Origin of the sequence: Micromonospora sp. NBRC 110037 (assembly GCF_001652995.1) — a bacterium.
In the GTDB taxonomy this organism is placed as follows: Bacteria; Actinomycetota; Actinomycetes; order Mycobacteriales; family Micromonosporaceae; genus Micromonospora; species Micromonospora chalcea.
This window is the reverse complement of the sequence record NZ_BBVA01000014.1, coordinates 80,577-94,621: the sequence shown is the minus strand read 5'-3', so window position 1 is coordinate 94,621 and position 14,045 is coordinate 80,577. Positions and strand designations below refer to the sequence as shown.

The following is a 14,045-nucleotide window of genomic DNA, read 5'->3' as shown; positions in this document are numbered from 1 at the left end:
AAACATTCGATTTCAGGGCCACCCTCTCAGGGGGTGGCCCTGAAACGCGTCCACCCCGAAAACCGGTCCTCATGCCGGCGCGCGCGTGAACGGTGGACCACCCACCACTACGCCGTAATGGCGGCAACGAACTGCCCCGGATCCAGCCACCTCCCCGATCTGGCGATCCGGGGGGCCATTACGCCGAGGTGGCGGCAACGGAGTGCCGGGAATGCAGCCACCTCCCCGGAATGGCGAACCGGGCCGCCATTGCGGGGAGCGGTCACCAGGGAGGTGACAGGCACCCGTCACCACGGCGACGTGACGGGGCGGGTGCGGTCACCTCGCCGTACTGGCGTGGACGAGTGCCAGCTGAGGTCGCGGTCAGCGCGTCTGGACGGACTCTCGGATGTCCCGGAACAGGGCCGCGGCGGCGTCGACCGTCCGGCCCGGGAACATGCCCATCACCACGCTGCCGTGGTCGGCCCACCCGCAGACCGCGAAGTCACCGCCGTCGCCGCTCGTCGTACCGCACTTCATCACGCCACCCAAACGGCCGGCGTCCACCTCGCGCAGGCCCGCGACCCGGCCGGTCTCGTCGGCCATCAGCCCGAACAGGGTGTCCAGGTCGCGTTCGGGCTGCCAGAGCAGCGTGGTGCCGCCGAACAGCAACACCGAGCGCTTGGCGTCCCCGCGGTCGGAGTAGACGGCACCGTAGCCGCGGTCCAGCTCGATGTCCGCGGCGAGCCCGTCGCGCAGGTAGTCGGCGGTGCTGCGGGCCCGCTCGCTGTCGTCGCGTACCAGCCCGGCGACCTCGGTGGGCTGGCCGAGAGTGGTGTCCTTCTGCTGGAGCACCCGCCATCCACCGAGGCCGAGCACGCCGGCGCCGGCCAGGCCGGCCGCCAGCAGGGCGGCGAGGACGATCTTCCGGCGCCGGGAGACGGGCCGGCGTTCGGGCTCCTGCGCGGGGTCGCGGCGGCTCAGCTCGATCGGCTCTTCGGTAAGCTCGACCGGATCGGAACCCCCGTCGACCGGGCGCTCGGTGAGATGCGCGTCGGACATGACCGCCACCGTACGCGAATCACCGGTGGCGCACGTCAGGTCCTCGAAAGCGCTCCGTAGACTTTCAGGGTGACCGAGAGACTGGATGCCCGACGCCCCGACGCCCCGACCCTCGCCGGCCAGTACCAGCCCGGCGAGGTAGAGCAGCGACGGTACGAGCAGTGGGTAGCCGGCGGACACTTCCGGGCGTCGGCGGACAGCGAGAAGCCACCGTTCACCATCGTCATCCCGCCGCCCAACGTCACCGGCTCGCTGCACATGGGCCACGCGTTCGAGCACACGCTCATGGACGCGCTCACCCGGCGCAAGAAGATGCAGGGGTACGAGGCGCTCTGGCTGCCGGGCATGGACCACGCCGGCATCGCCACCCAGAACCTGGTCGAGCGGCAGCTCGCCGGTGAGGGGCTGTCCCGCCACGACCTCGGCCGGGAGAAGTTCGTCGAGCGGGTCTGGCAGTGGAAGGCCGAGTCCGGCGGCGCGATCCTGGGCCAGATGCGCCGGCTCGGCGACGCCGTCGACTGGGACCGCGAGCGTTTCACCATGGACGAGGGCCTGTCCCGGGCCGTGCAGACCATGTTCAAGAAGCTCTTCGACGACGGGCTCATCTACCGGGCCAACCGGATCATCAACTGGTGCCCGCGTTGCCTCACCGCGCTGTCCGACATCGAGGTGGAGCACACCGACGACGAGGGCGAGCTGGTCTCGATCCGCTACGGCGACGAGGTGGTGGTGGCCACCACCCGTGCCGAGACGATGCTCGGTGACACCGCGGTGGCGGTGCACCCGGACGACGAGCGGTACCGGCACCTGATCGGCACCGAGGTGGAGCTTCCGCTCACCGACCGGCGGATCCCGATCGTCGCCGACGAGCACGTCGACCCGAGCTTCGGCACCGGCATGGTCAAGGTGACCCCGGCGCACGACCCGAACGACTTCGAGATCGGCCAGCGGCACGACCTGCCCTCGCTGACGATCATGGACGAGCGCGGGATCATCACCGCGCCCGGCCCGTTCGAGGGCCTGGACCGGTACGAGGCCCGCCCGGCGATCGTCGCGGCGCTGCGTGAGCAGGGCCGGATCGTGGCCGAGAAGCGGCCGTACCTGCACGCGGTGGGGCACTGCTCGCGCTGCAAGACGACTGTCGAGCCGCGGCTGTCGCTGCAGTGGTTCGTCAACACCGGGCCGCTCGCGAAGGCCGCCGGCGACGCGGTGCGCGACGGCCGGGTGGCGATCGAGCCGGCCGAGCTGGCCAAGCGCTACTTCGCCTGGGTCGACAACATGCACGACTGGTGCATCTCCCGCCAGCTGTGGTGGGGTCACCGCATCCCCGTCTGGTACGGCCCGGACGGCGAGATCGTCTGCGTCGGCCCGGACGAGGAACCGCCGTCCGGCGAGGGCTGGCGGCAGGACGAGGACGTGCTGGACACCTGGTTCTCCAGCGGCCTGTGGCCGTTCTCCACGCTCGGCTGGCCCGAGCGCACCCCGGACCTGGCGAAGTTCTACCCGACCAGCGTGCTGGTCACCGGCTACGACATCCTGTTCTTCTGGGTCGCCCGGATGATGATGTTCGGCCTGTACGCGATGGACGGCGTGCAGCCGTTCGACGTGGTGGCGCTGCACGGCATGGTCCGCGACGAGCACGGCAAGAAGATGTCGAAGTCGTTCGGCAACGTGGTGGACCCGCTGGACTGGATCGACCGGTTCGGTGCCGACGCCACCCGGTTCACGCTTGCCCGGGGCGCGAACCCCGGTCAGGACGTGCCGGTCAGCGAGGAGTGGTGCCAGGGCTCCCGCAACTTCTGCAACAAGCTCTGGAACGCCACCCGGTTCGCGCTGCTCAACGGCGCGCACACCGGCGGCCCGCTGCCGGACGCCGCCGAGCTCTCCACCGTCGACAGGTGGATCCTGTCCCGGCTGGCGCACGTCACCGCCGAGGTCGACGAGCAGTTCGAGGCGTACGAGTTCGCGAAGGTCTGCGACCTGCTCTACCACTTCGCGTGGGACGACGTCTGCGACTGGTACGTGGAGCTGAGCAAGCCGGTGCTGGCCGAGGGCGGGCCGGCTGCCGACGCCACCCGCCGGGTGCTCGGGCATGTGCTGGACCAGCTCCTGCGGCTGCTGCACCCGGTCATCCCGTTCGTCACCGACGAGCTGTGGTCCGCGCTGAGCGGCGGCGAGACCGTGCTGACGGCGTCCTGGCCGGTCGCCGACCGTACCCTCGTCGACGACGCCGCGGAAGGCGAAGTCGCCACCCTCCAGCGGGTGGTGACCGAGGTCCGGCGGTTCCGGTCGGACCAGGGGCTGCGGCCGACCCAGCGGGTCGCCGCGCGGCTCGACGGCCTGACCGGCGCGGGCATCGCGGCGCACGAGCCGCTGGTGCGCTCGCTGGCCCGGCTCGACGCGCCCGGCGACGACTTCCAGGCCAGCGCCACGCTGGCCATGCCCGGCGCGGTCAGCGTCGCGCTGGACACCCGCGGCTCGATCGACGTGGCCGCCGAGCGCGCCCGGCTCACCAAGGACCGGGCGGCGGCCGAGAAGGAAGCCACCCAGGCGCGGGCGAAGCTGGACAATCCGGCGTTCGTCGGCAAGGCGCCCGAGCCGGTGGTGGCGAAGATCCGCGAACGGCTGGCGGTGGCCGAGGCGGACCTGGTCCGGATCGACGCCGCCCTGGAGGCGCTGCCCTCGTGAGCGACCGCACCGACCGCAGCGCGTTCGCCGAGGTGGAGGCCGCGCTCAACGCGCGCGGCTTCACCCGGATGCACTTCGAGCTGGAGAAGATCGAAACCCTGCTCGACCTGCTGGGCAGCCCGCAGCGGGCGTACCCGTCGATTCACCTGACCGGCACCAACGGCAAGACCTCGACGGCCCGGATGATCGACTCGCTGCTGCGGGCGTTCGGGCTGCACACCGGCCGCTACACCAGCCCGCACCTGGAGACCGTCCGGGAGCGGATCAGCCTGGACGGCGAGGCGGTGAGCGAGGAGCGGTTCGTGTCCACGTACCGGGAGATCGCGCCGCTGGCCGAGCTGGTCGACCAGCGGTTCGCCGAGCCGCTGACGTACTTCGACATGACCACGGCGCTGGCGTTCGCCACGTTCGCCGACGCCCCGGTCGACGTGGCCGTGGTGGAGGTCGGGCTCGGCGGCGCGGAGGACGCGACGAACGTCATCCAGGCCGGCGTCGCTGTGATCACCCCGATCGGGCTGGACCACACCGAGTGGCTCGGCGACACGATCGAGGACATCGCGCTGCACAAGGCCGGCATCATCCACCCCGGCGCCACGGTGATCGCGGCGGCGCAGGAGGAGGAGGCGGCCCGCCCGATCCTGGAACGCTGCGCCGAGGTCAACGCCACAGTCGCCCGGGAGGGCGCCGAGTTCGGCGTGCTGCGCCGCGCGGTCGCGGTCGGCGGCCAGGTGCTGACCATCCAGGGCCTGGGCGGCGTGTACGAGGAGATCTTCATCCCGCTGCACGGCGCGCACCAGGCGCAGAACGCGGCGGTGGCGCTGGCCGCGGTGGAGGCGTTCCTCGGCGCCGGGACCCGGCGGCAGCTCGACATCGAGGCGGTCCGGGAGGGCTTCGCCGCGACCAGCTCGCCGGGCCGGCTGGAGCGGGTACGGACCGCACCGACGGTGCTGCTCGACGGCGCGCACAACCCGCACGGCATGGCCGCCACGGTGGCCGCGCTGCAGGAGGAGTTCGCGTTCAGCAAGCTGGTCGGCGTGCTGGCGGTGCTCGGCGACAAGGACGCGGCGAGCCTGCTGGAACTGCTCGAACCGGTGCTCGACTCGATCGTGGTGGCGGAGAACAGCTCGCCCCGGGCGATGCCGGTGGACGAGCTGGCCGCGCTGGCGCGGGAGATCTTCGGGCCGGAGCGGGTGCAGGTGACCCGGGAGATGCCCGACGCGATCGAGGCGGCGGTGGCGGAGGCCGAGTCGGACGTGCCGGGTGAGCTGGCCGGGGTGGGCGTGCTGGTCACCGGATCGGTGGTGACAGTGGCCGACGCCCGCCGGCTGCTCAAGCGATGACCGGCCCGCAGCAGGGTCCGGGCCCTGAACCGGCGGCCGGCGACACGCCGGAGGACCAGGCCGGTCCGGAGCAGGCGGGCGGCGAGCGGCGGTCCGGGCTCCGGAACCCGGACAAGGCGGTACGTGGACTGGGCGCCGGCACGATGGCGCTGGAGGCGCTGGTGCTGCTGCTGGCCATCCAGCCGATCCGGGTGGTCGGCGGTGACCTGAGCGGCGCGGCGATCGGCGCGATCGTGGCGCTGGCGGTCGCCTGCGTGGTGCTGGCCGGCCTGATGCGCCGACCGTGGGCGTGGCACGCCGGCACGGTGCTTCAGGGTCTGCTGCTGCTCTCCGGGCTGCTGCACTGGTCGCTGTTCGCGCTCGGGGTGATGTTCGCGCTGGTGTGGGCGTACGCGCTGCACGTGCGGCGGGTCATCCTCGGCTGAGCGCCGTCGCGCGCGGCGCGGTGCCGCGCGGTGTTGTGTTAAGAAGGGCCCCTTCCTCTACCTGAGGCGTTAAGAAGGGGCCCTTCCTTACACCTCGGCGAGGGTGCGCCACTGGGTCAGGGCGACGCCGTGACCGTCGGGGTCGCGGAAGGCCGCCGCCCACACCTCCAGCTTGGTGCCCCGGTTGACCACGCGCGGCGCGTACGTGAACCGGACGCCCGATTCGCGAAGCCGCTCGTACGCGCCCTGGATGTCGTCCACCTCGAGGTTGACGTGCACCAGCCGGCGGCTGATCGGGGCGGCGCCGGTGACCCGGCGCAGCACCAGCCGGGTCGGCCCGGAGGCGAGCACGGCGTTGCCCTCGCCCCGGTCCAGCTCGTCGAAGCCCAGCTCGCGGTAGAAGTCGAGGGACCGGTCCAGGTCGGTGACGAGCAGGGTGATGCCGACGCCGCTGATCGGGCTGCCCAGCCCGTCCGGCTCGGCCGCGTCCGCCGGGCCGGACGAGCCGGACGGGCCGAAGATGGCCTCGTCCAGCTCCTCGGCCGTGGGCGGGGTGTCGGAGCGCCGGGGCGCGTCCGCCGGGTCGTCCAGCGGCAGGTCGATCGGGTCGGGCACGGTCTCGACGGGAACGGTGTCGGCCGCCTCGGCGCGCGTGCTGTCGGGTGCCGGGGCGCCGATCGGCTCCTCGGCCGGGACGCGGGGCGCCGGGGCGCGGCGGGGGAGCGGGCCGGCGGCTGCCGGTTCGACGAGCTGCCCCTCCAGCACCATCCGGCCGCTGGGGCTCTGGTGCAGCACCACCGGCTCGCGCTCCTCGGCCCGGGGCGGCACGTCGTCCAGGTACTCCTCCGGCGCGGGCGGGTAGTCGTCGCGGAAGTCGTCCTCGGGCGCGCGCCCGGCCCACGGCGGCGCCTCCTGCGCGATCAGCGGCTCGTCCAGCGGGTCCGGGGTGTCGTACTCGGGCGGCAGGTCGGCCACCGCGGCGGCGGTCTCCGCGTGGGTGGGCACCTCGTCCCAGAGGACGCGCACGTGCCGCTGGTCGTCCAGCGCCACCCGGACCGGCAGCGCCTGGCCGAGTGAGGGCCACTTGGCGACCGGCACCCGCGGCTCGATGATCTTCTTGGACCGGGGCGGCAATCCGGGCGCGTCGATCACCAGTTGCAGCTCGCAGCGGCCGAACGCGTACTGGGTGGGTGGTTCGGAGGCGCTGTGCACGTGCCCCAGCCCGATCACCCAGGTGCGACCGCCGCCGCGTACCGTAGCCAGCGCGATCGCCAGCACCAGCAGCGCGACGCCGAGCGCCACGATGGCCCAGCTGGTCATGCCCAGCCCGAACACCGTCACGAAGGTGGCGACGGTGCCCAGCACCGTGCCGATCAGTTTGCGTACCGGCGCGATCGTGCGGTTCCCGCCATTCGCCACAGTGGACCTCCCAGGGGTTCCAGGGCCAGGCTAGGCCGCCACGGCGGGCCAGGGAAGACGCAGCCGCCGCGCCGGCGCCGGGACCGGGTCGCTACGCTGACCGTACCCAGCCGACCCCGTTTGAGTGCGCAGGAGGAAACCAGCGTGTCCAGCAGCAGCCCGGACGAGCGGACGCTCGTACTGATCAAGCCCGACGCGGTGCGCCGCGGTCTGGTGGGCGAGATCCTGTCCCGTTTCGAGCGCAAGGGCCTGCGGATCGACGCGATGGTGAGCCGGACCATGGACGGCGACTTCGCCGACCAGCACTACGCCGAGCACGTCGACAAGCCCTTCTACCCGCCGCTGAAGACGTTCATGACCAGCGGCCCGCTGGTGGCGCTGGTGCTCTCCGGCGACCAGGTGATCGAGGTGGTGCGCGCCATGATCGGCAGCACCGACGGCCGCAAGGCCGCCGCCGGCACGATCCGGGGCGACCTGTCGCTGTCGAACCGGGAGAACCTGGTGCACGCCTCCGACTCGGCGGACAGCGCCAAGCGCGAGATCGCGCTCTGGTTCCCCGAGCTGGCCTGACCGACGCGCCGACGGCCCCGGCCCGCTCCTGGCGGGACCGGGGCCGTCGTGTGTCAGCGATCAGACCTGCGCCGGCGGCTGCGTCCGGCAGGTCACCGCGACCCGGTTCCACACGTTGATGGTGGCGATCGCCACCACCAGGTCGGCCAGTTCCTTCTCCGACCACACCTTCGCCGCGCCGTCCCAGACGTCGTCCGGCACGCCGTGCTCGCCGAGCCGGGTCACCGCGTCGGTGAGGGCCAGCGCGGCCCGCTCCCGCTCGTCGAAGAACGGCGCCTCCCGCCACGCCGCGACCGCGAACAGCCGGCGGCTGTCCTCCCCGGCCCCCAGCGCCTCCCGGCTGTGCATGTCCACGCAGAACGCACAGCCGTTGAGCATCGACGCCCGCAGCTTCACCAGCTCCAGCACGGTGTGGTCCACGTTCGTCCGGACGTACTTCTCCAGGCCCAGCACGGCCTGGTACGCCTCCGGCGCCACCGCCGCCATGTCCATCCGGCTCATCGCCGCCTCCTCGTTGGTTGGGGTACGCGCACAGGACGGGGCACGGCGGGCGCGGCGTGACGCGCCTGCGGTGTGACGGTGGTCATGGCCGGGCCGACAACAGTCGTTGACGTTCCGGTCACCTCGACCGGAGTTCCCGGCCACCTGCGGCCGGTAGACCGGGCTGGCGACACTGCCGAGACCGGGAGAACCCATGACGCACATCGATCGACGTACCCTGCTCCGCGCCGGCCTGGTCGCCGGCGCCGGAGTCGCCGGCGGCGCGCTGCTCGGCGCGCCCGGCGCGCCCGCCGCACCCGGCCTGCGGCCCGGCGGCCGGCCGCTGCTCACCCACGGCGTGCAGAGCGGCGACGTGACCGCCGACTCGGCGCTGGTCTGGACCCGCGCGGACCGGCCCGGCCGGATGCTGGTCGAGGTGAGCCGCCGGCCGGACCTGCGCGGCGCCCGCCTGGTGCGCGGCCCGGTGGTCGACCCCACCGGCGACCTCACCGGCAAGGTCCGCCTGCGCGGCCTGCCCGCGGGCCAGCGGCTGCACTACCGGGTACGGGTGGAGAGCCTGGACCGGCACGGCCTGTGCAGCGACCCGCTGACCGGCTCGTTCGCCACCGCCCCCGGCCGGCAGCAGCGGCGTGACGTGCGGTTCGTGTGGACCGGCGACATCGTCGGGCAGGGCTGGGGGATCAGCCCCGACTTCGACGGGCTGGCGATCTTCCGGGCCATGCGCGAGCGCCGCCCGGACTTCTTCCTGTGCAGCGGCGACACCGTGTACGCCGACGGCCCGCTGACCGAGAGCGTGGTGTTGCCGGACGGGCGCACCTGGCGCAACCTGGTGACGCCGGAGAAGAGCAAGGTGGCCGAGACACTCGCCGAGTACCGGGGGCAGTTCGCGTACAACCTGCTCGACGAGCACCTGCGGGCGTTCGCCGCCGAGGTGCCGCAGATCAACCAGTGGGACGACCACGAGGTGGTGAACAACTGGTACCCGGGGGAGATCCTGACCGACGAGCGGTACGGCGAGAAGCGGGTGGACGTGCTCGCCGCCCGGGCCCGGCAGGCGTTCCACGAGTGGCTGCCGGTGCCGGCCGGCGGGCCGATGTACCGCAAGCTGTCGTACGGGCCGCTGCTGGACGTGTTCGTGCTGGACATGCGCACCTACAAGGACCCGAACGACGGCAACACGTACGCCGACCGCAACCGGGGACTGCTCGGCAGGGCGCAGCGGGAGTGGCTGATCCGGGAGCTGCGCGCGTCCCGGGCCACCTGGAAGGTGATCGCCAACGACCTGCCGATCGGCGTGGTGGTGCCGGACGGGGCAGACGCCCAGGAGGGCGTGGCGCAGGGCGACCACGGCGCGCCGGCCGGCCGGGAGCTGGAGTTCGCCGAGGTGCTGCGCGCCTCGCACCGGGCCGGGGTGACCGGACTGGTGTTCCTCACCGCCGACGTGCACTACACCGCCGCCCACCACTACGACCCGGCCCGTGCGGCGGTGCGGGACTTCAGCCCGTTCTGGGAGTTCGTCTCCGGCCCGGCGCACGCGGGCGCATTCGGCCCGAACGCGCTGGACGGCACGTTCGGCCCGAAGGCGGTGTTCGTGCACGCCCCGCCGCGCGCCAACACCTCCCCGGCCGAGGGCTTCCAGCACTTCGGCGAGGTCACGATCGACGGCCCGTCGGCGGCCCTGACGGTCCACCTGCGGGACCGCTCCGGCGCCTCGCTCTGGACCACCACCCTCCCGGCCCCGTCGCGCCGCTGACACCTCGCCGGGCAGTGGAATACCCGGCGGCGCGGCACGGCGGGCAGGGGGTCGAGTACGCTTGAACGCACAGGCGACGACCCGGCCATCACCGGTGAGCCTCCGGAGGAACAGCCGGGTGACCGGCCCAGTAGAACCGGACGGGACGGCCCGTCACAGCCGGCCAACGAGCGGGCGGTCGCACCTCGGCCGCCAAGCGGGGTGGTACCGCGGGCCACGCCCGGGACGCCGGTCACGGCGTACCGGATCCGGCTCGTCCTCGCAGAGCACAGACGAGTGAGCTGCTGAGGAGCGACAGGCGATGGCCTATCCGTTGCACGACCCGTCCGGCGCCGGTGTCCCGGCGAGCCCGGACCTGCCCGCGGTCGAGCGCCGGGTCCTGGAGCACTGGACGGCCGACAAGACCTTCGAGGCGTCCGTCGAGGCCCGCGACGCCGGCCGCGACGGCGAGAACGAGTACGTCTTCTACGACGGCCCCCCGTTCGCCAACGGCCTGCCGCACTACGGCCACCTGTTCACCGGCTACGTCAAGGACGTGGTGCCGCGCTACCAGACCATGCGCGGCCGGCGCGTCGAGCGCCGGTTCGGCTGGGACTGCCACGGCCTGCCCGCCGAGGTGGTGGCCGAGAAGCAGCTCGGCATCACCACCAAGGCGGAGATCCTCGACCTCGGCGTGGCCCGGTTCAACGACGCCTGCCGCACCTCCGTGCTGGAGTTCACGCACGACTGGGAGCGGTACGTCACCCGGCAGGCCCGCTGGGTCGACTTCGCCAACGTCTACAAGACGCTCGACCTGGACTACATGGAAAGCGTCATGTGGGCCTTCAAGACCCTGCACGACAAGGGCCTGGTCTACGAGGGCTTCCGGGTGCTGGCGTACTGCTGGCGGTGCGAGACCCCGCTGTCGAACACCGAGACCCGGATGGACGACGTCTACCGGGACCGGCACGACCCCACGCTGACGGTGTGGTTCGAGCTGGCCGCCGACGACGCCGCCCCCGAGCCGCTGCGCGGGCCGGTGAAGCTGGGCGTGTGGACCACCACGCCGTGGACGCTGCCGTCGAACCTGGCGCTCGCCGTCGGCCCCGACATCGAGTACGCGGTGCTGGAGCACCGGGGTTCCCCCGACAGCGAGCGCAGTGGTGAGCGCTACGTCGTCGGCGCCGCGCGCCTCGGCGCGTACGCCAAGGAGCTGGAGGGGTACGAGCAGGTCGGCACGGTGTACGGCCGGGACCTGGTCGGGCGTCGCTACACGCCGCTGTTCGACTTCCTGGTCGAGCCGGCCGGGGAGAACGCCTACCAGGTGCTCGCCGCGGACTTCGTCACCACCGAGGACGGCACCGGGATCGTCCACCTCGCCCCCGCGTTCGGTGAGGACGACCAGAACGTCTGCAACGCCGCCGGCATCCCCACCGTCGTGACCGTGGACGACCACACCCGGTTCACCGCGCTGGTGCCGCCGTACCAGGGCGAGCAGGTCTTCGACGTGAACAAGCCGGTGATCCGGGAACTCAAGGAGCGGGGGGTGGTGCTGCGGCAGGACACCTACACCCACTCCTACCCGCACTGCTGGCGCTGCGACACCCCGCTGGTCTACAAGGCGGTGTCGTCCTGGTTCGTCGCGGTGACGAAGTTCAAGGACCGGATGGTCGAGCTGAACCAGCAGATCAACTGGACGCCCGGGCACATCAAGGACGGCTCGTTCGGCAAGTGGCTGGCCAACGCCCGCGACTGGTCGATCAGCCGGAACCGGTTCTGGGGCTCGCCGATCCCGGTGTGGCGCTCCGACGACCCGAACTACCCGCGGGTGGACGTGTACGGGTCGCTGGCCGACATCGAGCGTGACTTCGGCGTACGCCTGACCGACTTGCACCGGCCGGCGGTGGACGACCTGGTCCGTCCCAACCCGGACGACCCGACGGGCAAGTCGATGATGCGCCGGGTGCCGGAGGTGCTGGACTGCTGGTTCGAGTCCGGCTCGATGCCGTTCGCCCAGGTGCACTACCCGTTCTCCAACCGCGAGTGGTTCGAGCACCACTACCCGGGTGACTTCATCGTCGAGTACATCGGGCAGACCCGCGGCTGGTTCTACACCATGCACGTGCTGGCCACCGCGCTGTTCGACAGGCCGGCGTTCCGCAACTGCATCAGCCACGGCATCCTGCTCGGCTCGGACGGCCGCAAGATGTCCAAGAGCCTGCGCAACTACCCGGACGTCTACCACGTGTTCGACTCCTACGGGTCGGACGCGATGCGGTGGATGCTGATGTCCTCGCCGGTGCTGCGCGGCGGCGACATGGCGGTCACCGAGTCGCTGATCCGGGACGCGGTGCGCCAGGTGCTGCTGCCGCTGTGGAACGTCTGGTACTTCTTCTCGCTCTACGCCAACGCCGACGGCTACACCGCGCGTCGCCGTACCGACTCCACGCACGTGCTCGACCGGTACGTGCTGGCGAAGACGAACGAGCTGGTGGCGACCGTCGGCGCGCAGATGGACGCGTACGACATCTCCGGCGCGTGCGCCACCGTGCGGTCCTACCTGGACGCGCTGACCAACTGGTACGTGCGCCGGTCCCGGGACCGGTTCTGGGCCGGCGACGCTGACGCGTTCGACACGCTCTCGACGGTGCTGGAGACGCTGTGCCGGGTGGTCTCGCCGCTGGCGCCGCTGACCGCCGAGGAGATCTGGCGCGGGCTGACCGGCGAGCGGTCGGTGCACCTGACCGACTGGCCGCGGGCGGACGAGTTCCCGGCCGACCACGAGCTGGTCTCCGCGATGGACAACGTGCGGTCGGTCGCCTCGGCGGCGCTGTCCCTGCGCAAGGCCAAGGGCCTGCGGGTACGGCTGCCGCTGGCGAAGCTGACAGTGGCCTCGCCCGTCGCCGCCCAGCTGCGGCCCTTCGCCGACCTGGTCGCCGACGAGGTCAACGTGAAGGAGGTAGTGCTCACCGACGAGGTGTCCGCGTACTGCCAGCAGGTCCTCACGGTGGTGCCGCGGGCGCTCGGCCCGCGCGTCGGCAAGGCCGTCCAGCAGGTGATCAAGGCGGTCAAGGCGGGGGAGTGGGAGCTGCGCGACGGCGCCCCGGTCGCCGCCGGGGTCACGCTCGCCGAGGGCGAGTACGAGCTGCGCCTGGTCGCCGCCGACGCCGAGCACTCCGCGCCGCTACCAGGCGGTGAGGGCGTGGTCGTGCTGGACACCGAGGTCACGCCGGAGCTGGCCGCCGAAGGGCTGGCCCGGGACGTGGTCCGGGTCGTGCAACAGGCCCGCCGCGACGCCGACCTGGACGTCTCCGACCGGATCACGGTGGCCGTCTCCGCCTCCGAGGACGTACGCGCGGCGGTCGCCGCGTACACCGAGTTCGTGGCCCGGGAGGTGCTGGCCGACAGCATCGACTTCGCCGAGGGTCTCGACGGCTTCGCCGGCGAGGCCGGCGACGGCGAGCGGGTCGCAGTGACGGTCCGGAAGGTCTGAGCCGGACCGGGTGCCCTCCCCCGCCCCCGTGGTGGGGGAGGGCCCAGCCCCAGCGAGTGGACTGCGGGCCACCCGCTCGGTGACGGACGGCCGCGTCGGCTACCGTGACAGCGCCTGTTTCACGTACGACCGCCGGAGGACCCGTGCCCCTGCTCTACACCATCGGCAAGCTCACCGTGGCGCCCGCGCTCCGGTTGGCCTTCCGTCCGCACGTGGAGGGTTTGGAGCACATCCCGGCGACCGGCGGCGCGATCTTCGCCAGCAACCACCTCTCCGTCGCCGACGAGCTGCTGCTCGGCACCGTGGTGCCCCGCCACCTGGCGTTCTGGGCCAAGTCGGAGTACTTCAAGGGCACCGGCCTCAAGGGCGGCTTCTCCAAGTTCGTGCTCACCGGGCTGGGCGCGATCCCGGTCGAGCGGGCCGGCGGGCGGGCCGCGCTCACCGCGTTCGACGCGGCGATCCCGGTGCTCAAGGCCGGTGACCTGGTCGCCGTCTACCCGGAGGGCACCCGTTCGCCGGACGGGCGGCTCTACCGCGGGCGTACCGGCACGGTCCGGCTGGCGATCGCCGCCGGCGTGCCGATCATCCCGGTCGGCGTGACCGGCACCGACAAGGCCCAGCCGATCGGTACGCGGATCCCGCGACCGGGCCGGGCCAAGATCACCATCAAGTTCGGCAAGCCGCTGGACTTCACCGGCCGTCCCGACGACCGCACGTCGCTGCGCGCGATGACCGACGAGATGATGGCCGAGATCCAGAAGCTCAGCGGCCAGGAGTACGTCCCGCGCTACGCGCCGAAGCGCACCGACCAGGCCGCCGGTGAGCAGACCGCCTGA

10 protein-coding genes are annotated in these 14,045 nt (G+C 72.3%); 7 read left to right on the top strand and 3 right to left on the bottom strand.

What is annotated here, in order from left to right:
- Positions 1-363: 363 nt before the first annotated feature.
- Entirely contained in the window at positions 364-1,041 is a 678-nt protein-coding gene (locus A4R25_RS28840; RefSeq protein WP_043331013.1) for a hypothetical protein, read from the bottom strand.
- A 69-nt stretch (positions 1,042-1,110) separates the two neighbouring features.
- Between A4R25_RS28840 and A4R25_RS28835 the strand changes: the two genes are divergently transcribed.
- The 3 genes from A4R25_RS28835 (at position 1,111) to A4R25_RS28825 (ending at position 5,494) form a co-directional block, all read left to right on the top strand.
- Complete coding sequence (locus A4R25_RS28835; protein WP_064448732.1) at positions 1,111-3,729, top strand: valine--tRNA ligase; 2,619 nt, start codon at positions 1,111-1,113, stop codon at positions 3,727-3,729.
- A gap of 68 nt (positions 3,730-3,797) precedes the next feature.
- Positions 3,798-5,069 carry a folylpolyglutamate synthase/dihydrofolate synthase family protein gene (locus A4R25_RS28830; protein ID WP_373888022.1) on the top strand — a complete coding sequence of 424 codons (1,272 nt, stop codon included), beginning with the start codon at positions 3,798-3,800 and terminating at the stop codon, positions 5,067-5,069.
- Positions 5,066-5,494 (top strand): DUF4233 domain-containing protein, encoded by a 429-nt coding sequence (locus tag A4R25_RS28825; RefSeq protein ID WP_064448730.1) that lies wholly within the window; start codon positions 5,066-5,068, stop codon positions 5,492-5,494. Before A4R25_RS28830 ends, A4R25_RS28825 begins: the two co-directional genes overlap by 4 nt.
- 87 nt (positions 5,495-5,581) lie before the next feature.
- Here A4R25_RS28825 and A4R25_RS28820 read toward each other — a convergent pair whose 3' ends face one another.
- Positions 5,582-6,913 carry a VOC family protein gene (locus A4R25_RS28820; protein ID WP_064448729.1) on the bottom strand — a complete coding sequence of 444 codons (1,332 nt, stop codon included), beginning with the start codon at positions 6,911-6,913 and terminating at the stop codon, positions 5,582-5,584.
- 144 nt (positions 6,914-7,057) lie between these two features.
- On the opposite strand from A4R25_RS28820, the gene ndk reads away from it, so the two are divergent.
- Positions 7,058-7,483 (top strand): nucleoside-diphosphate kinase, encoded by a 426-nt coding sequence (ndk, locus tag A4R25_RS28815; RefSeq protein ID WP_030503075.1) that lies wholly within the window; start codon positions 7,058-7,060, stop codon positions 7,481-7,483.
- Between the two features lie 60 nt (positions 7,484-7,543).
- On the opposite strand, the gene A4R25_RS28810 is transcribed toward ndk, so the two are convergent.
- Positions 7,544-7,984: a carboxymuconolactone decarboxylase family protein gene (locus A4R25_RS28810; protein WP_043328964.1), complete on the bottom strand. Its 441-nt coding sequence runs from the start codon at positions 7,982-7,984 to the stop codon at positions 7,544-7,546.
- A gap of 193 nt (positions 7,985-8,177) precedes the next feature.
- On the opposite strand from A4R25_RS28810, the gene A4R25_RS28805 reads away from it, so the two are divergent.
- The 3 genes from A4R25_RS28805 to A4R25_RS28795 all read left to right on the top strand — a co-directional run bounded on the left by A4R25_RS28805 (position 8,178) and on the right by A4R25_RS28795 (position 14,045).
- A complete protein-coding gene (locus tag A4R25_RS28805) occupies positions 8,178-9,737 on the top strand; it encodes an alkaline phosphatase (RefSeq protein ID WP_064448728.1) in 1,560 nt (519 codons plus the stop codon).
- A 301-nt stretch (positions 9,738-10,038) separates the two neighbouring features.
- Positions 10,039-13,209, top strand: a complete 3,171-nt coding sequence (ileS, locus tag A4R25_RS28800) for an isoleucine--tRNA ligase (protein ID WP_064448727.1) — start codon at positions 10,039-10,041, stop codon at positions 13,207-13,209.
- 143 nt (positions 13,210-13,352) lie between these two features.
- Positions 13,353-14,045, top strand: coding sequence for a 1-acyl-sn-glycerol-3-phosphate acyltransferase (locus A4R25_RS28795; protein WP_043328967.1), 693 nt, complete (start codon positions 13,353-13,355; stop codon positions 14,043-14,045).